This is a genomic window from Chryseobacterium sp. Tr-659 (assembly GCF_011752975.1).
GTDB lineage: Bacteria > Bacteroidota > Bacteroidia > Flavobacteriales > Weeksellaceae > Chryseobacterium.
In genome coordinates this window covers 20,836-45,943 of record NZ_VWWP01000007.1, presented here as the reverse complement: position 1 = coordinate 45,943, position 25,108 = coordinate 20,836, and the positions used below count along the sequence as shown (strand labels likewise).

18 protein-coding genes and 1 pseudogene are annotated in these 25,108 nt (G+C 34.2%); 14 read left to right on the top strand and 5 right to left on the bottom strand.

Going from position 1 to position 25,108, the window contains the following annotated elements:
- Positions 1-16: 16 nt before the first annotated feature.
- Positions 17-949 carry a hypothetical protein gene (locus tag F3J23_RS15075; protein ID WP_167030735.1) on the bottom strand — a complete coding sequence of 311 codons (933 nt, stop codon included), beginning with the start codon at positions 947-949 and terminating at the stop codon, positions 17-19.
- A 136-nt stretch (positions 950-1,085) separates the two neighbouring features.
- On the opposite strand from F3J23_RS15075, the gene F3J23_RS15070 reads away from it, so the two are divergent.
- The 12 genes and pseudogenes from F3J23_RS15070 (at position 1,086) to F3J23_RS15015 (ending at position 14,148) form a co-directional block, all read left to right on the top strand.
- Positions 1,086-2,090: a glycosyltransferase gene (locus F3J23_RS15070; RefSeq protein ID WP_167030732.1), complete on the top strand. Its 1,005-nt coding sequence runs from the start codon at positions 1,086-1,088 to the stop codon at positions 2,088-2,090.
- 1,143 nt (positions 2,091-3,233) lie between these two features.
- Complete coding sequence (locus tag F3J23_RS15065) at positions 3,234-5,981, top strand: hypothetical protein (RefSeq protein ID WP_167030729.1); 2,748 nt, start codon at positions 3,234-3,236, stop codon at positions 5,979-5,981.
- Positions 5,982-6,042: 61 nt separating this feature from the next.
- Positions 6,043-9,567 (top strand): DUF6443 domain-containing protein, encoded by a 3,525-nt coding sequence (locus F3J23_RS15060; protein ID WP_228455351.1) that lies wholly within the window; start codon positions 6,043-6,045, stop codon positions 9,565-9,567.
- A 3-nt stretch (positions 9,568-9,570) separates the two neighbouring features.
- Positions 9,571-9,990: a hypothetical protein gene (locus F3J23_RS15055; RefSeq protein ID WP_167030727.1), complete on the top strand. Its 420-nt coding sequence runs from the start codon at positions 9,571-9,573 to the stop codon at positions 9,988-9,990.
- Between the two features lie 600 nt (positions 9,991-10,590).
- On the top strand, positions 10,591-10,767 hold the full coding sequence (locus tag F3J23_RS21660; protein ID WP_228455350.1) for an RHS repeat-associated core domain-containing protein: 177 nt from the start codon (positions 10,591-10,593) through the stop codon (positions 10,765-10,767).
- A gap of 272 nt (positions 10,768-11,039) precedes the next feature.
- Positions 11,040-11,222: a hypothetical protein gene (locus F3J23_RS15045; protein ID WP_167030725.1), complete on the top strand. Its 183-nt coding sequence runs from the start codon at positions 11,040-11,042 to the stop codon at positions 11,220-11,222.
- Between the two features lie 5 nt (positions 11,223-11,227).
- Positions 11,228-11,833, top strand: coding sequence for a hypothetical protein (locus F3J23_RS15040; protein ID WP_167030722.1), 606 nt, complete (start codon positions 11,228-11,230; stop codon positions 11,831-11,833).
- A 31-nt stretch (positions 11,834-11,864) separates the two neighbouring features.
- Positions 11,865-12,407, top strand: a complete 543-nt coding sequence (locus F3J23_RS15035) for a hypothetical protein (RefSeq protein WP_167030719.1) — start codon at positions 11,865-11,867, stop codon at positions 12,405-12,407.
- A 253-nt stretch (positions 12,408-12,660) separates the two neighbouring features.
- A pseudogene (locus F3J23_RS21835) lies at positions 12,661-12,957 on the top strand (RHS repeat-associated core domain-containing protein); the annotation flags it as partial.
- Between the two features lie 69 nt (positions 12,958-13,026).
- Positions 13,027-13,329: a hypothetical protein gene (locus tag F3J23_RS15025; RefSeq protein ID WP_167030716.1), complete on the top strand. Its 303-nt coding sequence runs from the start codon at positions 13,027-13,029 to the stop codon at positions 13,327-13,329.
- A 23-nt stretch (positions 13,330-13,352) separates the two neighbouring features.
- Positions 13,353-13,625: a hypothetical protein gene (locus tag F3J23_RS15020; protein ID WP_167030713.1), complete on the top strand. Its 273-nt coding sequence runs from the start codon at positions 13,353-13,355 to the stop codon at positions 13,623-13,625.
- Positions 13,626-13,635: 10 nt separating this feature from the next.
- Positions 13,636-14,148 (top strand): hypothetical protein, encoded by a 513-nt coding sequence (locus F3J23_RS15015; RefSeq protein WP_167030710.1) that lies wholly within the window; start codon positions 13,636-13,638, stop codon positions 14,146-14,148.
- Positions 14,149-14,254: 106 nt separating this feature from the next.
- Here the strand turns inward: F3J23_RS15015 and F3J23_RS15010 are convergent, their stop codons facing one another.
- Positions 14,255-15,481 (bottom strand): aminotransferase class I/II-fold pyridoxal phosphate-dependent enzyme, encoded by a 1,227-nt coding sequence (locus tag F3J23_RS15010; RefSeq protein WP_167030707.1) that lies wholly within the window; start codon positions 15,479-15,481, stop codon positions 14,255-14,257.
- A 157-nt stretch (positions 15,482-15,638) separates the two neighbouring features.
- Between F3J23_RS15010 and F3J23_RS15005 the strand changes: the two genes are divergently transcribed.
- Entirely contained in the window at positions 15,639-16,097 is a 459-nt protein-coding gene (locus tag F3J23_RS15005) for an Lrp/AsnC family transcriptional regulator (protein ID WP_167030704.1), read from the top strand.
- Positions 16,098-16,132: 35 nt separating this feature from the next.
- Here F3J23_RS15005 and F3J23_RS15000 read toward each other — a convergent pair whose 3' ends face one another.
- The gene (locus tag F3J23_RS15000; protein ID WP_167030701.1) at positions 16,133-17,161 is read right to left on the bottom strand and encodes a bestrophin family protein; all 1,029 of its coding nucleotides are present in this window, start codon (positions 17,159-17,161) and stop codon (positions 16,133-16,135) included.
- Between the two features lie 220 nt (positions 17,162-17,381).
- Here F3J23_RS15000 and F3J23_RS14995 point away from each other — a divergent pair, with 220 nt between their 5' ends.
- Positions 17,382-20,420: a T9SS type A sorting domain-containing protein gene (locus F3J23_RS14995; protein WP_167030698.1), complete on the top strand. Its 3,039-nt coding sequence runs from the start codon at positions 17,382-17,384 to the stop codon at positions 20,418-20,420.
- 48 nt (positions 20,421-20,468) lie between these two features.
- Here F3J23_RS14995 and F3J23_RS14990 read toward each other — a convergent pair whose 3' ends face one another.
- A complete protein-coding gene (locus F3J23_RS14990; RefSeq protein WP_167030695.1) occupies positions 20,469-22,541 on the bottom strand; it encodes a thiamine pyrophosphate-dependent enzyme in 2,073 nt (690 codons plus the stop codon).
- Positions 22,542-22,616: 75 nt separating this feature from the next.
- Positions 22,617-24,713, bottom strand: a complete 2,097-nt coding sequence (locus tag F3J23_RS14985; protein WP_167030692.1) for a S8 family peptidase — start codon at positions 24,711-24,713, stop codon at positions 22,617-22,619.
- Between the last annotated feature and the right edge of the window lie 395 nt (positions 24,714-25,108).

Below are 25,108 nucleotides of genomic sequence, written 5' to 3'. Positions count from 1 at the left end.
TTTGTTATACAGAAATTTATAATGTAGTTTTTGTATACATCTGTACAGACATATAGCCTCTTCCCCAGTTATAGTTAGGATCAGTAGTAGACCACATATTGAATCGGATCGTATCTGATCCAACGGTAGGTTCCAAATATCCATTTAGAGTATAGGTAACATTCACAGGAGTCGCGGTATTATTAACAACTGTATCACCTACTGTGGCACTTATAGAGATCATCCTTGAAGAAGGGCTCGCATTAGAAGGACTGCTAAATAAAGTTGATTTTCTTGACCCTGTAGGAAGTTCCGTTCCGTCTTTAAGAAATCGGATTCCATAATACCCGCTAAGGTTATTGTTTGAGGAAGTAGTTCCAAGAGGAACGCTGTATGTGGTTACTAATTTTGCCTGACTAAAAGCAGGTATTGTTACCGTTATGCTTAATCCTAAACCAAGGTTGTTTATAGTGGTTCCAGCTGTTACCGGCTGATCTACAGGCGCAGATGCAACACTGTCATAAAAGTTTTCAAACTTCCATGCTGTTTTATCATATTGCTGATAAGTGACCCATAAAGGAGCTGCAGAGGTACCTAAGTTCGTGTAGAAACCTTCTCCCATGTTGGTGGTAATATTGGTATTGTAAACAATAAGCCCTTTGGCGGGCGAGGGAATGGTTGTTCCGTCATTAGGGGCGGTAAGAGTAACTCTTGGAATTAATAATCCTTTGTTTGTTGTGTTGATTTGAAGTTTTGCTGAGGAATCTAATGAGATTGTTCCTATCCCAACATCTCCGGTAGTTGTTACTAACATATCATTAGCTTGTTGAGCCGGGGTAGGAGCTGCTGAATTATCTTTAGCTCCATCAACATGCAGTGCTCCAAAAGGACTTTTTGTATTAATCCCAACCTGTGCGTTTGTTGAATAAAAGATACCTAAAAGTATCACAGATAATAATTTAATTTTCATGATTTAGAGGTTATATTTTAAGTGATAACAAATATATTCTTTTTTTTTTGAAATATTTACCCAGGTTTTTTTATAAATAACAAGATAAACTTTTGTGAATTATTTTACGAATAACTAATTTTGAAAAATTTTCAATTTGAAACCTACTATTTCCATTGTTGTTGCCATTTATAACCGAAAAGATGAACTTTTCGAATTGCTTAGCTCTCTTAGCCAGCAGACTGATAGAGAGTTTGAGATCATTATTGTAGATGACGGATCTACAATCGATCTTAAACCTACTATTAAGAATTTTGAAGAAAGTCTGGATGTTAAATATTTCAGGAAAGATAATTCTGGACCCGGGCTTACAAGGAATTACGGAGCAAAAAGAGCAGCCAATGAATGGCTGGTATTTGTTGACAGCGATGTGATTGTAGAAAAAGATTATATTGAACATATTAAGAATGATATCCAGACCATTCCATGTGATGCATTTGGTGGAGCAGATAAAGCGCATAAAGGATTTAATCTGATGCAAAAAGCGATCTCGTATTCCATGACCTCTGTTTTTACAACCGGAGGAATCAGAGGAAGTAAAAAAGCAGTTTCTAAGTTCCAGCCCAGAAGCTTTAATATGGGAGTGAAGAAAGAAGTTTTTGAGAAAGTAGGAGGGTTTTCCGAAATGAGAATAGGAGAGGATCCGGATCTATCAATGACGCTTTGGGAAAACGGATTTACTACAGCTTTTTTTGATGACATCGCTGTATATCATAAACGCAGGGTAGATTTTGGAAAATTTTCTAAACAGGTTTATCAGTTCGGTTGTGCAAGACCAATTCTAAATCAAAGACACCCTAATTACGTGAAAATATCTTTTGCATTTCCTACTTTATTTATGCTGGGATATGTTATGGGCTTTCTGGAGTATTTTATTTTAGGAAGAGGAGTTATTCTTTCTTTTTACGGTTTGTATACTTTCCTTGTACTCTTCCATGCATTATTGCTGACTAAAAATATAAGTATTGCCGGTATGGCAGTAATTTCTACCTATATTCAAATGTTTTCTTACGGATATGGCTTTCTGAAATCATGGATATTACTGAATGTTTTCAGGATGAAACCCGAAGAAGCTTTTCCGCATCATTATTATAAAAAATAACAGAGGTAATTATCTGCAAAAAATCAATAGGGATGGGCTTTAGCCCATTTGTCAAATAAATAACATCTTCCACATAAAAAACAGGAATGTATGATTATAATTGGGGCTTCCGAAACACTATTTTGTGGTCTTTTTACCTTCCGTTAAGGTCTGTTATATCAAATTTCCGGTTGGGTAGCCCCATCTTCGATATTAAAAATATATACTGAGGGGTTAAGAACCCTGACGGAGCATTTTCCAACCGAAAAAGATAGGTTTTATACTTCTTCAGCGGAAATAAAAAGATCGGGAACATCATTCCGGATCTTTCGTTATTTTATTTACTCTCTTTCGGAAGGGTTTCATCCGTTTTAAGACTCCTGGCAAAAAACTGTTTCAGTTCATTTTGTTTTACTTCAAATCCTGGTGATGCGGTTCCTGCTTTTAGGCTGTGTATGCATAATTTTATACATTATTATTTTTTGGAGAGGACTCTACCAATTTACCCTTTTCATTGTACAGTAAACCTATGGATAAAAGTAAAGTATAGCAATATCTGATGATCAGGTGATTAAATATGATATAGAAATTGTGTTTTATGCTTGAAAAGTGAATGGTAATATTGTGTTTTAGATGATATAATTTCGCAATTATGTTCAATAATTTTTAATACGACAAGTTCTAGCGTTCCTTATAGATAATTTTACATCAGAATAAGATAGATTTTAATATGTTTTAAAGGTTATTTCACAATTATGAGTATGATTTTATGACATACCACATGAAAGTAATTTTGTGTCTTAAAAAATATTAAATTCGCGCAGTTTTAAATAACGAATTAATAACTAAAAAAAACAACATGGGAATGAAAAAACTTTATCTCGGCGCCTTTACTGGATGCGCTGTCTTGGGCACTTCTGCTCAAGAATTTCTATGGCAGAAGGATATTCAATCCTCTACTCGGGATTTTCTTTCACGGCCGCTACAACAATTATCAATCGACAATATTTTTTACGAGAAGAAAGACAGCTTCAAAATATAAAAGCGAAGAGCAAAGTGCCTAAGTTGGGTATCCAGCCTTTGGTTCAGAGAGCTTATCTGGTAACTATAAAAACAGATACTAATAAATAGCAAATGCCAAATTAAATAAGAAATAGAATTACAATGAAAACTATACATAAACTACTATCGTTATCCATATTGATTTTTGGGTTAGGAAAGGCACAAAGAAACTTTGGAGATACTCCGGAACCGACTCCTTCAGTTTCTTCTTTCTCTTCTTATATCAATACACCGGTTTCATTATCAACTGGTGTCCCGAATATTTCAATTCCTTTATTTAGCTTACCCACCATCAACGGAGAATTGGGAATGTTCACTGGCCTGAGCTACCATGTTGCCAATGCATCAGGGAATAAACCAGGTAGTGAGGTCGGTATCGGGTGGTCACTGAGCAGTGGAGGGAGTATATCCCGTGTCATAAACGCTGAGGTAGATGAATTTTACGATAATGTCAGTAAACCGGATTATAAGAAAAATCAGTTTGATGATGTTTATTATTACAATATTCCCGGAAACTCTGGTAAGTTTACATTTATCAGGGATCTTACCAACAATACCTTTGTTTTAAGCCATATTTCAGCTAATAATATTAAAATTGAATACACAAGAGACTCCAATATGGCAACATTGGTTTTAACCTCTTTCAAAATTATTGATGAAAAAGGCTTCAAATATATTTTTGAGGATTATAGTAAATCTCTTAACGGGATTAATTTTTACTTTAAGTCTGCTTTTTTTCTCACCAAAATTCTAGATGAGAGCAATATTGAGATTGCAAACTTTAGCTATCAGAAAGATAATGTTAATAAACCAGCGAGTACTACTTTATTGTACCAGAGTTGCAAACTAAAAGAAATTTCTACTGATTTTGGAAAACTTAGTTTTGAAAATATTTACGAGTCATCTAAAGAAAAAGGATATGATGATCCTTACAAAATAAATAGTATATCCCTTTTTGATAGATCAAACAGGCTTATTTCCAAATATAAATTCTCATATTCTTCGGGAAGTAAGCGAGAGCTAAAAAGTTTAGAGAAGCTTAACCCTAACCAGGAAAGTATTGAAAAAAGATTCTTTGAATATGATGATTTTTCATTTGCTGAATATCCGAATATTGGAAATAATGATTATATGTGTACCAGTTATACAACAACAGAACATAAATATCGTATCCTAAATAAAATGATTCATCCTGAAGGAGGATATACAAAGTATAATTTTCAGTTTAATGAAATTTATCAAGATAATAACTCACTTCAGTTGAGTAACAAAAGTATGACCAATCTTTACTTACAAAAATTAAGTGACGAACAGAAGATATTTTTTGATACCAATCAAAGCAGTGTTTATAATCTTCATGTAGATACTGAAAAGGCTTATTATATAGAATTTTTTTATGATGAGATGTATGAAGATAAATATCCTGTTCATATGCCTCATGTAATTAATTTTAAGTTAAAAAAATCCGGAATAGAAATTACACCAGTTTCATCTAATTGCAGTAAATACATTCTTACCCCAGGTGATTACACTTTTGAGATTAAAGGGCAAGGGAATAGCCCTGGATTTGGAAATGGTAACATAATATATCGCACTATTATTACCCAGCCATCACCATACAGAAATGTTATACAGGTGAAAACGGGAGTAAGAATCGCAAGTATTCAACATTTTGACAGCAATAATGTATTGAAAAAGACAACAAAATATGAATATAATTCTTTTTCAAACCCGAATGATTCCAGTGGAGGAGCTTATACTTCTGAAAACTGTTACGGTAACAATGAATTTTATGATAACGGAATTATACTTTATAAAAATGTAAAAGAAATTTATGGAGACTCGGGGAATAATCTGGGGTATACAAATTATTTTTTTAAAATGCCCGAAGATTTTACCTCATCCATACCTTCATTCCGACCATATTATAATATCACCTCCACCGGACTTTTGTATAAGCAGGAAGTATATAATCAGCAAAATGCAATAACCAGCTCACAAAATACCGAGTATATAATGGAAGATATTTCCGGAGCCCCTAAGTATTCTACCTGTTCCGGATATAATTCAAAAGCAGCATGGATAAAGTCTGCAAAAGTGACTTCTACAACTTTCTTTGATAACGCATCCAGTCTTGTAAGCAGTACTGAAACCTCATATAGTCCGTATAATTTTGCACCTTCATTGATAAGAGAGACTTCTCCAGAAGGAATTATTACAGAGAAAACAATGCAGTATGCTTCAGATGTTGCTAATACGAAATTGATCAATGCACGTATGCTTACTGTTCCTTTACAGACAGAAACCAAAGTAGACGGAAAGTTAGCAGCAAAATCGGAAACTAAATTTGATAACCCTGCCAATCTGTATCCAAGCTCTGTAGTTTCTTATGATATTAAGAGCCAGACTCCGATAACAGAAACTACCATTACAAATTATGATGATAAAGGAAATCCAAGAGAAGTGATTTCAAAATCCGGAATTCCTACTGCAATTATTTATGGGTATAATGGAACACAGCCGATTGCAAAAATTGCGGGAGCATCTTACAGCCAGATTGCTTTAACAGCGGTAGTTACAGCGGCTATTGCTGCCTCTGATGCAGATGCCTCTAATCCTGCCAATGAGCCTGCTTTAATGACGGCTTTGGAAAACCTAAGAAAAGACCCTGTCATGAAAGATTATTCTATTACTACTTATACTTATGATCCACTTATCGGGACCACTTCAGTTACATCTTCCAACGGAATAAGAACAGTGTATAAGTATGATAATTTCAACAGATTGCAAAGGCTTGAAGATAAAGATGGTAACATCCTGAAAGAATACGAATATAACTACAAACATTAAAAGTGATGAGTGATCAGTTAAAACATACATCAAAACTTTTAACCCTTATTATCTAAAAATTATGAAAAGAATTTTAAATATATTCAGTATATTGTTTGTAGCAGGATCATCTTATGCACAAACCAATCCAAGCATTAATGAAAACTATATACAGACCAGGACCTATCTGGAAAAGGTAACTTCTTCCAATCCCGGTGCCAGGCAGTCTCAAACTGTTCAGTACTTTGACGGATTGGGAAGAGCTGTACAAACAATTGATGTTAAAGCCACACCGGCAGGAAAAGATGTTGTAACATCAATTATTTATGATGAGTTTGGAAGGCAGGCCAAAAACTATCTTCCCATACCTCAGCCGGGAACTCAGGGAGGAGCCATCTATAACGCCCCGTTAAATAATGCGACAGCGATTTACGGAAATGAAAGAATCTATGGAGAAAGAGTGTTGGAAAATGCTCCTACAAGTAAAGTAAAACAAGTTAATCCAATAGGAAACGAATGGGCATTGCATCCTTCAAAATTTATTTATGCAGCCAATATCACTGGAGAAGTAATATGGTTCAGTGCACCTACTTCCGGTTCCGTTATTTACAAAGGAAAATATCCGGCCAATACATTATATAAGAAAACGGTAACGGATGCAGATGGAAACTCCACCATTGAGTTTACCAATGGTCTGGGACAGGTTGTTCTGGTAAGAAAGAATGACGGAACCAAAGACATAGATACCTATTATGTATACAATGAATATGGGCAGCTAGCCTGTGTAATTCCTCCGTTAGCTGTTACTGATTCTGCACCAGATCAGACCACTCTAAATAATCTTTGCTATCAGTATCAATATGACGGACAGGGAAGAATGATAGAGAAAAAACTTCCGGGCAAAGGCTGGGAATATATGGTGTATGATAAGCAGGACAGGTTGGTTGCTACTCAGGATACAGAATTAAAGAAAAAAGGACAATGGCTATACACTAAATATGACAAATTTGGAAGGGTTGCTTATACGGGAATCTCTATAGGAGGTTCAAGAGCTGCGGAACAGGCAGAAGCCAATACTTTTGAATCCAACAATGTAGACAGGGGAAATGTCGTTTATTTTTACAGACAGGGAATGGGAGTCCAGTATGGCAGTTCGGATCTTACTTATCCCAAATCTCCAGGTTGGGTTACTTTACTTTCTTTAAACTATTATGATAGCTATCCTCAATATGACTTTAATCCGGCATTTCCGGCAGCAATATTAGGAATACCTGTTATTTCTGATGTGCAGAATACCAGTATCAATACTAAAAATCTTCCGGTAATGAGTTTCATTAAAAATATTGAAGATGATAACTGGACGAAAAATTATGTATACTATGATGACAGAGGAAGGGCTATCGGGACCTATTCTATCAACCATCTTGGCGGATATACCAAAACAGAAACAGAACTTGATTTTGCTGGTGTTCCCAAACAGTCAAAAGTGTATCATAAAAGACTATCCTCAGATACAGAGAAAGTGATTACCCAGACTTTTGAATATGATGCCCAGAACAGGTTAAAAAAGCAGTGGCACCAGGTGAACAGCCAGCCGCAGGAGCTTTTATCAGAGAATAGCTACAATGAGTTATCACAGCTTACCAATAAAAAGGTAGGAAATAGCCTGCAAAGTATTGATTACACTTATGACATCAGAGGAGCAGTTATTAAAGTGAATAATCCTGCCAGTCTTAATGGTAAATTATTTGGATATGAACTGAAATATACCAATCCGTCAGGTACTGTATCAAAATACAACGGCACTATTGGAGAGGTAGACTGGAAAACAGCCAATGATAATGTGTTGAGAAGATATACCTATGAGTATGACGGACTGAACAGACTGAAAAAAGCAGTGTATTCCGAACCTACTGCTTCCGTTCCGCAGAATGGCTTCTATAATGAAACGGTGGGATATGATATGAACAACAATATCACTTCAATCAAGAGAAATACAGGAATGTTTGGGGTGGCATCTCTTATGGATGATCTTACCTATGATTATACAGGTAATAGATTAAACACTGTTACAGATACTTCTACTAACTACAGCGGCTATCCTGATGCATCAGGAAATGTCATTTCTTACGATGATAACGGAAATATGACAAACCATGTTGACAAAGGAGTATTGCAGATTGATTATAATTTCCTGAACCTTCCGGATTATGTAAAGTTTGATACTTCGTATAGATCACATGATACTTCAGTTATTTACAATGTCAATACCAGATATACCTATCGTGCAGATGGTACTAAGCTGAGAAAAGTCTATACATATGGAACAGGAAGAGCCAAATTTGAAACAGTCAACATTACAGACTATCTGGATGGCTTTCAGTATGAAGGTGATAATGTAGTATCAGGCTCTCTGCCTATACCTTCTTTAAAGTTTGTTCCCACAGCAGAAGGCTATTATAATTTTGAAAATAATAAGTATATTTACAGCTATACCGACCATCTGGGAAATGTTCGTCTCAGCTATTTTAAAAATGCAGGAGGTAGCGCAGAAGCTCTTGAAGAAAACAATTACTATCCTTTTGGATTAAAGCATACCGGATACAATGCTGTAGGAGGTAGCAACCCCTCTTACAATTACCAATACAACGGTAAGGAATTACAAAACGAAACAGGTTGGAGTGATTACGGTGCCAGAATGTATATGGCTGATATCGGAAGATGGGGAGTAATAGACCCTTTAGCAGAAACTTCAAGAAGGTTTTCTCCTTATGCTTATGCGTTAAATAATCCTATCAGCTTTATAGATCCTGACGGAAGAAAAGCAATGATACCTAATGAAGCCAGTGATATGGCTCCTCAGCATCCTAATTCTGGATGGTGGATGGGTATTACAGGAGAAAGAGGTGATAGAACTGCATCAACTGGTGTTGGACGAGGAGGTGATGATCAGAGGTATGGAAATCCTGCAACTTTTGGGCAGACCCAAGAGTTTAGAAATATTATGGCTTATCTTGCGGAAGGTTCTCCCTCTTTTCAGTTTGATAAAATTGCAGAGAAATTCTACAAGGAAAATTATTCTGAATTTTATAATTTTGTAATGGATACCTTGCCTAAAATAACTGGTGATACAAAGTTTATGACTATTTTGAGTAATACATCTGGATTTTCTATTGAAGAATTAAATAAAATGTTTAAAAGTGATACAGACTTTGCATTAATGGGTTTTAAGGAAGGTACTTCATTTTCAATTGCAGATTATCCTTATGGATCAAATCCCAAAGCCCCCATAAATTTGATAAGGATGGATATGAATACACTAGAGTGGTTTAAAACAGCAAATAAGGATACTAAAACTATCGAGGGAATTACCAACATCGTTCAGATGATAGGATTTATAAGTCATGAAATTAATCATTGGGGGGTATCTGCAGGAACTAACTCTTCATTTCGCAGAAATAATCTAGCAGGAGACCCTGGTGATTATTTTGAGAAAAAACTTATTAATAGTTACCAAAAAATTGGAGATCCGGGTAAAGCATCGGATGCTTTTAATACTTATATAAAGCAAAATTATAAAATTTTGTACAACATTTTTAATAAATAAATTATGATAAAAGCCATATTAATATTTATAATATTTTTGTGTATAGCTCCATTTTCTGTGGTAAAATCACAATATAAAGGTTTAAATTCTTTTTTTGAAAGTGATAATACACTATATCCTTTAAGCAGTTTTATAAATAGTAACAAAATAATAATTGTAGATCAAAATAATAAGATATTCCCTACTGAAAAAGAATTTAAATATCAAGCAGAATCAGGAGAACAAACGATCAAAATTATTAATGCCATACCTAAAGAAAAGAATTACTTGCTGTTAGGAGATTATATTGTTAATGAAGATTTAGCAGTTATTTCTTTTGTAAATTCAACTAAAAAGAAATACATTATATTTACTTTTAAACGAATTCCTAAGTATAAAGAGTGGTGGACTATACTAAGTGCATCTGAAGGAGAAATGAATTAGTATCCAAGACTATTTTCATATGCCTGTATGAGAGGTCTCTGATCTAGATAAAATAGAGAATTGCGAACAGCCTAGTTTTATCTTATTAATATACAAATAACTATAAAAGAATAAAATTATTTTTATAGTTATTTTGTCCACAATCACTTTTTTTCAATTTATGTATATTTATAAAAAATAAAAATTCATTACACAACTTATCAATAATGAACAGCTTAAAGTTTTTCTATAATGATAAAACAAAGCAATCTATCCGTTCGTATTGAGACATATAATAAAAACCACTTCATTTTAAGGCATGTCACCTACGGTGGTTTTTTGTCTTGGTTTTGGAAAATCACTATATGTAACAATACAAAAATCATCTTGACGGATGAGTAAAAGATAAATTTTTATGGAGGCTGAGGAGGTTGTTCAATCAGGGTAAATTTTGCAAGAATAGCGCAGATGATCTTGAAATTATTGAAGCTAATAACTATTACTCTTTTTGATTAAACCATATTGGAAATACATTCTCTCCGTTTGGAAACTTTTATAGCTACAAATACAATGGGGAGGAGCTCGAGGAAGGTGGCATGTACGACTATGATGCCATAATACATGGTTGATATCGGAAGATGGGGAGTGATAGATCCTTTAGCAGAACCTTCAAGAAGGTTTTCTCCTTATGCTTATGCATTAAATAATCCTATAAGCTTTATAGATCCTGACGGAAGAAAAGCAATGATACCAAATGAAGCGAGTGATATGGCTCCTCAGCATCCACTTTTGCTTTAGGAGCTTATGGAACAGTAAAGACACTTAATAGTTTAATAAATCTTACGAGTAACATTCCTAATTATACAGCAAATGATTACTCATATGGTGCAGGGTATTTAACAGAAAAGGCAGCTGAAGCAATAATATTTAAAGAAGTATCTCAAATAAATCCTTTTGGGCTTAGAGGTGGATATGGTGTTTTTGGAAAAAATGGGCTTAAAATTGGAGGCTATAAGATAGAGGCTCTTTATGGAAATGGACCAGGTGTTCCAGGAGGCACAATATTTTCCATGAAAAGTAATATTCAAGGTGGAAATTTACTGCGATGGGATTATGGAATTCCTCATGCTAACCCTACAGGATCAATAGGGATTCATTCTCATTTTAGATTTAGTATTGGTGGCTCTACGTATGGAAGTTCCGCTCAATATCCTTGGCATGCTCCATTTAATTACTGGAATTATAAAAAATAATTTTTATGGACAAGAGTTTAGATTTATTTCGATATAATGAGGACATAATTAGTATAAAAGATATGGAAAATGATCTTGAAATAAACCAAATAAAATGGGATGATATTTTTAAATATTTTTTAGTAAATACTTCATATGTATACTTTCTCGGGTTTAAACGATGGGTAGAGAATGAAAACCTTATGAATACAATTAATTTTATTTCAGATAAAATATTAGTTAATATTGGTGATGACAATAGGATTATTTTATGTAAATTAAAAATAGATACTTTTATAAATAGTGAACTAATTAATAGAATGTTTCATTATTATGAGTTTCCAACATTAATTTTTATAAAAAATATTGAGCAAGAAACAGAAATTGTTAAGTATACACAGAGATTACCACTAGGAAATATACCCTTAACAAATCTTCCTTTTTTATATACAGCTTCCAGGGAATCACAACCAGATGTATTATGGTTACGTAAAAGTCAAGACATGGATTTTCCGTGGGAGACTATCAGATCTCCTTTAGCTTTGAAAGAAGAAATTTCTAGACCATGGTATAAAAAGGTTTTAAACTCACTAGGTTTATATTGGGATATCAAGATTAACCGCAATAGATAAAACATTGCTTAATATATTATTTTGAAGATCTGTGAAAATTAATAATGTTTTAAATAAAAATATAAATCTTCTTTCTATTGAAGATTTTGATTTATATATGTCAGAGGATTTAATTCGTTTAAAAAAAATATATAAATGTTTGTTTTCAGATAGCAATACTCTTTTTTTTGCTTTTCGAAGAGAAGAGAACTTAACTGATAAGGAAGAGCTTAAAAAACTTAAAGTTAAGATACTTGAAAATTTTGAAAATTATGGAGAATATATTGTACTGAAAGAACTTGATAATGCTCGTTTTGATAGTGTTGGCAGAATTAAGATAAATGAGTATACATATAACTTTATTTTTGATGTTTGGAAATATTTTTACAGTTGCACTTTTTTCATTCCTACTGAAAATTTTAATTTTTTTGATTATATCACTTTTCAAAAAAAGAATAAATTTCATGATATAGAAAATGAAAAATTATTAATTAATCACTATGCAAATTTTAGCTGTATAAAAGGACTAGGTGGAGACGCCTTAATCATAAGTTATCGAAATGATTTCAAACTACCGGATTTAACAATTAGTTAATGGTCAATAATATGCAATATTAATCCTTAAAAGACAAAATATATTTGTAAAAAATTAGATATTGATTTTTCAATATCTAATTTTTTAATCTTATTTAAAAATATAGGTGGCAGCGCATAAGCTCTTGGAGAAAGCAACTATTATCCTTTTGAATTAAAGCATTTAGAATACAATAATGTAGGAAGCAACTCCATCTTACAATTACCAATACAACGGTAAGGAATTACAAAACGAAACAGGTTGGAGTGATTATGGTGCCAGAATGTATATGGCTGATATCGGAAGATGGGGAGTAATAGACCCTTTAGCAGAAACTTCAAGAAGGTTTTCTCCTTATGCTTATGCGTTAAATAATCCTATCAGCTTTATAGATCCTGACGGAAGAAAAGCAATGATACCTAATGAAGCCAGTGATATGGCTCCTCAGCATCCCAATTCTGGATGGTGGATGGGTATTACAGGAGAAAGAGGTGATAGAACTGCACCAACTGGTGTTGGACGAGGAGGTGGTCTATTTGCCGGAAATCTTCCAACATTTGGTGAGACCTAGGCATATAGAGATCTAATTTTAGCTACACAAAATTGAGGAGATTTCTCATTGAAAACTCATAATGGATATATGAGTTGGTGGACAGGCGGTGCTTTAGGTGATGCCAATACAGCTCAGGAGATGTTAGGACATATGCTAAAACTTGGCGATGGGAATAGTTTTTTTAATAATATCGATTTTTCTCAAACAACATCTAATAGTACCTGGTGGGTAAATACTGCAGTAGGTGCTGGAGCGACAGCAAATGTGCCAAGAATAGGAGTTTTTAAATATAATGCTTATGGCATCAGACCAAAACACGAGGAACTTCATTTAGATGGCAAAATAGATGGAGTAATTCTGGAGCTAAATATTGGAGAGGGCAGCAAGTAAAAGGTTTTCAAGAAGCAAGAAGTTTGGGAACAAAATTGACAGCTGCTGGTGGTGTTTTATTAGTGGCTGATGTTGCAATGTCTGGTGAAGTGAAAACATCTCATTTAATAAATGGGGCGATGTTGGGCCTTTCAATGTCAGGAGTAGGTTCTATTGTTGCCGGAGTATGGTTTGTAGCTGATATGGGAACAATGGGAGCTAATTATTTAATAAATGGTGAAGCGAAGGGGTTGGGAGATATGATTGATGAAGCAACTGGAGGTCCTTTAGTAAAAATGTATGATGGACTTTATTAAAAAATAATTTATGATTAAGAGTAAAATACACCATAATTGGTATTTATGGTTCTTTTTTTTGGTGATGTGCGAATTTGGAATAGCATTTGGCTTAGTAAAAGCAGTTATAAAAAAAATAGATAATATTCATGAAAATAGTGGATCACTTATTCCAATAATAATTCTGATTATAATTATTTTATCATTATTATTGGTAATTAAAGACTTTAAGTATATAATTATAGATAAGCAAAAAAATTCATTAAAATATTATTCCATATTAAGACCTTTGGGAAGCACTTTAAAATTAGATGATTTTGATAACAAGATCAAAACGTCTGAAACAAGTGTACGAGGAGAATATGAGGTTATTTATCTTGTAAAGAAAGGATATACTGTCTTTAAAATCAGTGGCCTTTTCTATGATAATTTTAAAGAAATAGATTCTTCTATCAAACTAAAAAGGATATACAATTATAAATTCAATTTGAAACTGTATCTACAATTATTATTTACTGGCAAGATAAGAATAAAAGAAGAATAAAGAGGTCATGATTTTATGAAAAATTGGTTAATGGGATTCAAATATGTTGATTTCTTTTTAAATAAAAAAGGCTGCTCAAAAGAGCAGCCTTCCTTTTACAATAAATTTAGGATATGTATATGTTTTCATGGTTAAGAACACCCACTTTCAGCATGCATTCTTTCATTTTGTGATAAGTCCTTTCAATATCGTGATCCAAACCGATGGAGAATCTGATCAATCCATCAGAAATACCTATGGAAGCACGTTCTTCTTCCGGAATTTCAGAAGATGTAGATTTTCCTGAACATGAGAATAAGGTTTTATAGAACCCAAGGCTTACGGCCAGGTATCCGAGATTTTCAGTCTGCATAAGTTCCATCAGTTCATTGGCTTTTTCTGTGGTTCCTGCATCCAGTGTCAATAATCCGCCGTAGCCGTATTCCTCATGAAGCATGCTTTTCATTAATTCATGATTTTTATGAGATGGTAATCCCGGGTAAGATACCTTTAATCCATCTTTTTCAAATCTTTCGGCAAGGTACATGGCATTGTAGCTATGCTGTTTTATTCTGATGTGTAATGTTCTCAGATTTTTTAGAATACTTGACGATCTCAGGGAATCCATAGTAGGTCCCAGAAGCATACATGCTCCGGAATTTACATTTTTGGTATCATCAATAAATGCCTGAGTTGCACAGTATACACCACCTACCGTATCACTGCTTCCGTTGATGAACTTCGTTAAGCTGTGGATCACAACATCCGCTCCGAATAATGTTGGAGAGATGGAAAGTGGTGAAAATGTATTGTCTACGATCAATTTGAGATTGTGCTTTTTACAGATTTCAGAAAGTTTTCTAAGATCTGCAACTTCAAGAAGCGGATTGCTTACGCTTTCACAGTAAATTACTTTGGTAGCGGGAGTAATGGCATTTTCTATGGAATCAAAATTGTTGATGTCCACAAAAGTAGTTGCTACATTAAACTGAGGCATGAAGTTTTTAAGAAAAGCATAGGTTCCTCCGTAGATGGTTCTGCTTGAAATAATATGGTCTCCACTTTTGCAAACCTGCATTAAAACGGAAGTAATGGCTCCCATCCCTGATGCTGTAACGTTGGCTGACTCTGTATTTTCCATCTTGGCAAGGGCTTGTGCCAGGTAAAGATTCATTGGAGATGAATGTCTGGAATACAGATAACATCCTTCAGCATTTCCTTCAAAAGTATCAAACATGGTCTTTGCAGAAAGGAAAGTATAAGTAGAGCTGTCAGAAATAGAAGGATTTACTCCCCCGAATTCACCGAAATACTGTAGATCCTGGATCTCGTTGGCTGCGTTAAAGTTTTCCATAAATATTGTTTTTATTTTATGGGCTCAATTTGCACTAATTTCCTAATAATTACAATGTAAATTTGAATTTATAGAATATAAAACTGTAAAATATTGTTTATTTAGAAAATATAATTAGTATATTCGAAAATATTAAACTTTCACCAAAAAATTATCTATGGAGCTTGACGAAACTGATAAGAAATTGCTGCTTTTTTTACAGGAAGACTGCAAACAAACCACCAAAGAATTGTCCGGTAAGCTGGGATTATCCGTTACGGCTGTTTATGAGCGCGTAAAAAAGCTTGAAAATGCGGGTGTTATTTCAAAATATGTTGCATTGCTGGACAGAAATAAGATCGGGAAGAATTTCATAGCTTTATGCCATGTGAAACTCACGCAGCACAAAAAAGAATTTGTACTGCAGTTTGAAAAAGAGGTGATGAATCTTGAAGAAGTTACAGAGTGTTTCCATGTTAGCGGTGATTATGACTATATCCTTAAAATAGGAGTGAAGGATATTGAAGATTACCGCCATTTTATGTTGTCTAAACTTACAACTTTACAGCATATCGCAAGTACACACAGTTCATTCATGATTTCCGAAGTGAAAAATACAACGTCAATTGTTTTGTAAAACTACAGCCCTCAGATTTTTTATATTACCCATGATTACACCAGAACTCCGTTTTTAGAAGAAATAGGATCGGGAAGATCTGTTTCGCCGCCCATCTGAAGCAGGTCTATTTCAATGGTTCTGCAGATGGAAAGCATCGGAACATCAAACATTAGTCCTGCAAACGGGTTTTCAGAATAATCACCTACAAGTTCCATGATAATATAAATCCAGCCAATGACAATACAGAAAGGAATGGAAGTCCAGATTCCCCAATCACCCAATTTTGCAAACTCATTAACTAACCCCAACGGAAGTAAGAGAATAAACAGGATATTAAAAACAAATGCTGTGCTGGCGAACTGTCTGGGGGAAGGGAATTTTTTGATTCTCTCTGCCTGTCCCTGGAAATTATAGAATTCATTCAAACTATTTTGAAGTTGAGTTTGATTGAAATCTGTAATAGCATTCATATTTTTAAGCTCATTAATATCTTTTGCCTGTTGGGCAATCAGATAAGTAGCAAAGTTTTTATAATCATTTTTAAGCTCATATTCTTCTTCAGAAAGGTATTTGTGAAGGAAAATAGGAGCTCTTCCGTAATCTGGAAATCCTGCTTTAATCAGTCTGTTACGTCTGAGATTTATATTTCCGAACTTATTTTCAGTACTGATATGTTCCCATTCTGTAGGAACCAGAAGTTGTTCACGGAAAGTATATAACCATGCGATATGGCGGTAAACGATTCTTTTTTTGCGGTCTTCAAGATCAAAGACACCAATTTCTTCATTTTTGGTATCGAAAGCGTATACCATTGAAGCGAATGAACGGCTGGAGTTTACAATACCTCCCCATATTTTTCTGGCTTCCCAAAGTCTGTCATAGGCCTGATTGTTCTTGAAACCTACAAGGAATGCTTCTGCCGTACCAATCAATGCTACCGGCACCCACGGAATTGTCATCCATTCCCAATTGAAGAAATAGAAGAGAACGGCAATCAGGGTACACCATATAGAGATTAAAACAAGGTGCATTCCTGATAAATTGAGAACCTGCTTATAATTGACGTATTTGGTTGTGATCATAGAGATGCTTGGAATTTTTCGTGTGCATACAAACAAAATGGATACCAAAATAAGGCATCCGTTCTGTTTATTAAAATTAATAAAAAAAACTCTGAAAAATCAGAGGTTTCAAATATTTAATATGTGGGTATTTTTTCGATCTTTTTACTTCACTTTTTAGCGTTTGAAAGTATCCCATAACAATGGTTGAAATAATTATCTTTGCAAAAACTTTTAAACCATGAGAATATCTAAAATTGCTTCGATTATTCTGTTTCTGAATTTGCTGAATAATGGTGATCTTTCAGGACAGAATTTGCAGGCAACAGCTCATTTATTGGAAACTAATTTTAGTGCCGATAGTAAGCCCTCCCAAATGAATTTTATTACACCTGATCGATTGATTTTCAATGCTAAATTTGGAGTTACGATAAAAGGTTCAGGGAATGAAAACAGCCGGTTATTAATCAAAGTAAGCTCAGCGTATAAAAATTATGTCAACGAAGATAATACGTATACTTATGCTGCTGCGAAAGCTTTGTATATTTCTGTAATTGATAATAATGCCTATTTTTTTATAAAAAAGAGTACCCAATTAAGTTTATGGAAAACTGATGGTACGGATGCGGGAACTAAAATGATTAAAGAATTTCCTAATACCAGCTTTTCATCATCAGATTTTATTATTAATTCATTTAATAAAGTTAATGGGAAACTTATTTTTGATATATACCATCAATCCGGATCACCTTCAAGAAATGAATTGTGGATTTCTGATGAAACACCTGGGGGAACAGTGCTTGCCAATACGATAAATAATAATTTTAACAGCGGGACAAATAATTATGTAAATGTAAACAATACCCTTTATTTTATCAATTATAATTCAGCTTCACAAAAGAAATTGTGGAAATCTGATGGTACAATAACCAATACCTCACTTGTTTTTAATGGGATACAGGATGATTTTACGATAGAAGGAAAGATGGTAGGTTTTAATGGCCTTCTTTATTTTATAAAAAAGAAGAATAATATCCTGTCTTTATCTTACTATGATTCTAATAATAATTCTATTGTAGATGTCTTAAATCTTCCGGGAACTGTTAGCGGAAATGAGGATTTATTCTTGCAGAACAATTCTTTAGTGTTCTTCAATAATAATTCTTTATGGAAATCAGATGGAACAACTTTAGGAACTCATGTTGTTGCTTCTAATTCATACCCAAACCTTCAAAATATCAATAGTATTTACCATTTTAAAAATAAAATTTACTTTAATTGTTATTTAGGAAGTAATGTATATACAAAACTATTCTATGATGGTAATACGTTGGCTAAGCTGACCGATATATTTCCAGAGCTGGAAAATGGATATATTGAAAAAAAATCAAATTCAAATTTCGGTGAAAGTAATTATTTGATTTTTAAAATGTACTCCAATAATAATCTGATGGCATTTAATGGAATATCATTAAAGCCTATTCAAAATCTGATATTTGCTTATGATTCTGGTTTTGAGATGGAAATTGCAGATACATCAGATAGTAATTTCATTATTAATGCGGGTAATAAAAAGTATGGACAGGAGATTTTTAAATTTAATTTTAATAATGGCCTTTCAGATTTATATGACAACGCAAATTCCAGTACCGGATCTTCCTTTTTATCTCCACAAGAGTTTAATAACCAACTTTTTTATTTTGGAACTGATGAGTATGGTTTAGGGCCAATGCTTTCAAATGGGACACCCAATGGAACATTCAGGATAAAAAGCGATGTTAATGTACCTTCCTATAATTGGCCGGTTAGTGAACATGTACCTAATATACAGCTGAATAATAAAATGTATTTTCCATGTTCAATAGGTGGGCTTCCTGTAGCATTATGTGTCAGTGATGGAACCAGTGCTGGAACAACAATGCTTAAAAATGTTAACCCAATGGGCAAAGACGGTTCAAATTCTTATGATTATCCAGCATTTATTAAAGTAGGAAATACAAATAAGTTTTTATTCAAAGTAAATGAAAATAATTTCTCTGCTAAACTTTGGGTTTCCGACGGTACTGAGAGTGGAACTTTTAATTTAAATGCTCTTCCAAGTTTTCAGAACAAATATGCTGTTCTTAACGATAAAACCTATTATACAGCTTTTGATTATAGTTTAAATAAGAGAGTTCTGATGTTTACAGATGGTACTCAAAACGGAACTCAGGTGTTTTATAACTTTGATGGAAATAAGAGTTTCTATTCAATTTTAGGATATGCTGATAATAAGTTTTTCTTCTTAGTAAATAATCAGATAGATTATTGGACAAGCAAAACAGAGCTTTGGGTTTCTGATGGATCTGCTATCGGAACATTTATGTTGAAATCTTTCAGTAATCCTCATTATTCTAATCCAGGTTTCAACAGCAATGTAGAGGTTAAAGATGGGAAATTGTACTTTTTTGCCTGTGCCGAAAATGCGGGCAATTTAACCTTGCATGCTCCTTATGTTTCTGATGGAACAATTAATGGTACCTATAAAATTTCAAATAATGAATTTGATAATGGAGCCTATCCGGTTGCTTCATATAGCGGAAGTTTTATTACGCACTGTGATAATAAGGTTTATTATATGAACGCACCTAATTATAATGGCTACAATAGTATGTGGGTATATGATAACGGACAGTTTAACAATGTGTATACCAGTCCTTCTTTAAGTAATTCTACATTTATACCTAATAATTTTATACCTTATCATAATGTGTGTATAAATGGAAATTTATTTTTCCTTAATAAAGAATATTCAGAAAATGAAATATGGGTTACGAATGGTTACGGAGGTGTAAATCCACTTTATATTCAATCTAATAATATAGCAGTAACCAATAAAATAATTAATTCAATTTCAAAAGTAAATAATAAAATATTTTTGAATGCTCCATTTAATGATTCAAATAATTTTAATTTTTATGGTAACGAATTATACGTAATGGATGTTGGTCAAATTACATTAGGAATTAATGAAACAATTGGGAGTGTGAAGGATGGAAAGGATTTGTCAGTCATTGTGTATCCTAATCCTGCTGTTTCTGAAGTTAATTTAATATCCACAAAAGGGAATAATATTGAAGATATTGAAGTATATAATATGAGTGGACTTTTGATTTTGAATAAAAGACAAGCTAATGCTTCTAAAGTTGCTTTGGATTTAAATAATTTTGCCAGTGGAGTTTATCTGTTAAAAATTAAAACAGAAAAGGGAATGGTGATGAAGAAAATAATTAAGAAATAAAACAAAAAACCTCTAAAAATATTTTTAGAGGTTTTTTTATATAAATATTTAATATTTCAACATTTCTTCTATCTTGCTCGAAAGTTTTTCAGCATTTGGGAGCATTTCTTTTTCCAGTACAAGGTTGATAGGAACAGCAGGTACATCCAAAGATCCCATGGTTTCTACAGGTGCATCAAGATACTTGAAGCAATTTTTGGAAATACGGTGTGCAAAAGCTTCCGCAAAAGAGTTATTAAGCTGCTCTTCGGTGAGAACGATGCATTTTCCGTGTGCTTTCACTCTTTCAAAAACAAGTTCTTCATCCAGTGGAATTAAAGTTCTTAGGTCAATCACCTCAACTCTTCCATTGAAATTTTTAGCAGCCTCTTTAGCCCAATAAACTCCCATTCCGTAAGTAACTATCAATAAGGTTCTGCCTTTTTCAGTTTCATCCTTATCTGCTTCAATGATTACTTTTCCTTTTCCAAATGGAAGAACATAGTCTTCTGCAGGTTCAATGGTTTTAGCATCTTCTGTTCCCGGAACTTTGCTCCAGTATAATCCTTTGTGCTCAAGCATTACTACAGGATTCGGATCATAATAAGCGGCTTTCAGCAATCCTTTGAAATCAGCAGCGTTACTCGGATAGGCTATTTTTATTCCTTTAATATTCGCTAAAATACTTTCAACGCTTCCGCTATGGTATGGTCCGCCGCCGCCATAAGCTCCGATAGGTACACGGATGATGTTGCTTACAGGAAATTTTCCGCCACTTAAATAGCTGGATTTTGAAATCTCAGTGATCAACTGGTTAATTCCCGGGTAAATATAATCAGCAAATTGTACTTCAACGATTGGTTTTAATCCTACAGCACTCATTCCGGCTGTAGATCCAATAATATAAGCTTCCTGAATAGCGGTATTAAAAACCCTTTTGCTGCCGAATTTTTTCCCTAATGTCACCGTTTCACGGAAAACCCCACCAATTCTTTCTCCAACATCCTGTCCGTATAGAAGAGCTTCAGGATGTTTCCACATCAGCTCCTGAATAGCATGGATAGCAGCGTCTACCATCACGATCTTTTCTCCGTTAGCAGGTTCACGGGTTCCTGCTTCTTCAGTAATTGGAGTAGGAGCAAAAACGTGCTGCATTACCGTTTCAGGTTTTGGATCTTCTGCATTTTTAGCTCTTTCAAAAGCTTCTTCAGCCTCAAGACGGGCTTTTTTAGTGATTTGTTTTAAAAGATCTTCATCCGCTCCTGTTTCCAGTAAATGTTTTCTAAGGATTTCTCCCGGATCTTTTGCTCTATGTTTTGTTAAATCTTCTTCATCTCTGTAGAATTCTCTTCTCACGCCGGAAGTATGGTGGCCGATTAATACGGTTTTTGCACATACCACCAAAGGCTTTCTCTCTGTTCTTACGAAATCAACAGCTTTTTTCATCGCTTCGAAACTTTCCACGAAATCAGTTCCGTCCACTCTCATTCTGCTTAATCCGGTAAATCCGGCTACGAAATCATAGGCGTCACAGGTTCTGGCTTCTTCTTTCGTTACGGAAATTCCCCATTCATTATCCTGAACAAGAAAAATAATCGGAAGCTGGTGCAAAGCTGCAAACTGTAAAGCTTCGCTCACTTCACCTTCAGTTACGGAATTGTCCCCAAGGCTGCATACCACTACAGGATTGTTTTCGAAATTCTGAAGATTAAAGTCCTGAATGTATTTGATTCCCTGTGCTACTCCTGTAGTCGGGATAGTTTGCATTCCGGTTGCGGAACTCTGGTGAATGATCTTTGGTTTGTTTTCATCCCTACTTGAAGGGTGTGAATAATAAGACCTTCCTCCCGAAAAAGGATCATCAGCTTTAGCTAATAACTGAAGCATAAGCTGGTAAGGCTCAAAGCCAATTCCTAAAAGAATACTTTCATCCCTGTAATAAGGAGAAACCCAGTCTTCTTTCTTAAGCTGATAAGCAGTTGCAAGCTGAATAGCTTCATGCCCTCTTGATGTACTATGAACATATTTACAGATATTTCTATTCTCTTCGTAGATATCAGCCATGGCTTTAGCCAGCATCATATGATTATACGCTTTGAGTAATATATCCTGAGAAACTTTTTCGTGAAGTGTATTTTCCATAGGAAGCAAATATACATAAAAAAACAAAATACTAACAACTGTTAGTATTTTGTGAAAATTGCATGAAGTAAAGGATTATTCTTTAATAACTTTCTTAGAAATAATGTCCTTATTGGTTTTTATCTCAATGATGTATATCCCTTTTGGATTTGATGATAGATCTATTGCTTCTCTGTCACTATTAACTATTCCGGTTTGTAGTTTTTTACCGGATAGATCATAAACGGTAAACGTTGATTTCTTAGGAGCTTTAAGAATACTGACAATATCTTTAGTTACAGTAGGCACTACAGCAATACCCGATAAGTGATTAACATCTCTTGTGTTTAAAAGTTGTGTATATCCGGTAGCAATAATCGAATAGTTTTGAGGAGTGTTATTTTTTAATGTCCCCTTATTGGAAATCTCAATTCTGTAGCTTCTTCCGGCAACAGGAGCATCAATAACTACCTGCTCTACATTATCAACTGTATTATCTGCTTTTGTAGCAGGGGCCATCGGATTATTAGCATTAAGCTTCCACGGGAAGTAGATGGTATTAGTTACAGTGTCTATGATTCTTAAATCCAGGTCGTTAATTAATCTGGAACTTCTGTTATTATAAGCATCTTGCCATGTGAGATCGTTTGGAACTACATACGCGGGATCAATCCATGATATTGTTACTTTCAAAGGTTCACTGCCAGATGCAACCACAGTTTTCTGGTTTGTTGCAGCATTATTTAAAGTTTCATCATTAAAAATAACAGTATTGTTTGATTTTCCTACTAATAATTCTGCTCCTTTCTTAGCATTGATATATCCCCAGCCAAACCATGGATCAGGGCCAATATTTCCTGCCTCTGAAGCAGAGTGTATAGTTAAGGTTTTCGCAGATGCTGCATTAAGTTCAAGAGTAGGAAACAGCTGTTTGTAAACTTGCATCCAAACACCAATAATACCCGTTACTACCGGTGCTGAATAAGAAGTTCCGCTTCCTACACTTGCATTCTGGCTTCCTGTGGTATCTTCAGCAGTTGCAGCATGGGCAACATCCGTTCCTGTAGTGGTGATGTCTGGTTTAATTCCACCATCATCTCTTGGCCCTGCACTGCTGTAATTTGAATGAATGACATCACCGGGAACTGTATACCTGCCATTATTTGATGTGATAATATCAGTAGCACCAACAATAATGAGGTTTTTGGCCAGAGAGCCTCCCCCAATGCAGTCATATCCCTGGGAGCAATTGTTTGGAGGTAAAACATCAGTCGCTGCAAATGGTACGTTATTACCTGTGGCATCCTGATAATATCTTGGAGTTGTATTTCCATTAGGTCCCATTCCATATGAGTTACCGGCAGATTTTACAATGACATAAGAAGGATTATTATACACAATCTCATCATAGTTTTGATCGTCTGTAAAATAAGTTCCCTGTATATCATAATAGGTTCCTGCATCGTAGCTTCCGGTCCATACCAGCGCTCCGGCAATGATCTGATCATGCCATCCCATATTTGTTCCGTAGGAGTGATTGGAGATTTTGGGTGCTGCCGTAAGTATTTTCTGAAATACAGTGCTTGTGGTGGTATTTCCAGGCAAAGTAGTGGTTGTAAATGCATAATTATCAAACGTAGAATTAGGAGCAATCCCTTTAAAGTTTACAGGATGGGTACCTCCGTTACTAAGCTGAAATGTGTAAGGAAAGTCTTTTGAGCCGATAAAACTTGTAACAGCAGTCGCGTGCTGGCTGTAATTCATAGTCGCTGTTTCTTTATTGGTAACTCTATTGGGAATATTATCAAAGAAAATATGCCCGGCAAACGCTCTTCCGCCATCAAAAACAGTATATTTTATATTTTCTCCATTGAAAGAGCCTGTAAGCCCTGTTATGGTCCCGTTTTGGAGAAAGTCAGCATTTGAGTTCTTTATTTGGTCCATGTCATCTGCCTGAAGAAAATAAGGTTTGCCATCAGGCATAAAACCTCCCAGATTCTTTCTCTGCTCCTCAATCTCTTTTAAGATTTTAGGGCTCCTGTTAGAACCGTAGTGTCTGGTCACATAAGAATCAAATTTCTTATTGTTCTCTTCGTTTTGTTTTTCAAATTTTCTTTGTAAAATTTCATTGCTATTTTGTGCACTTGCTAAAGAAATAATTAAAATACTGATAGAAATAAAGATTTTATTCATAATTTTTAATAATGTCATTGTAATAGTCAAATATATTGAATAAATATATTGTTTTGTTTTAACTTGTTGTATATCAGTGTTTTTGTTAAAAAAATGAATTTATTTTTATTTTTGTTTTTATAATTTTAATGTAACTAATGTGTTTCTTGTTTTTTATTCTTTTGAAAAAGGAAATATTATGTTTAATTACTGAAGAAAAATTAAGTTTGAAGTGCTTTTTGTTCTTATGAATTTATGGTTTCTATGGATTAAATAAAAAAATATCGTTTTTATAACTGTGAAGACAGCTGAGAAATAGAAATAACTATTTTTTACGGATTTTTGGACTCTGTTGCTTTTGATGCTGATATTTGTTGTTGATTATGCCTGGTCGTCATCATTCAATAATTCTGAGG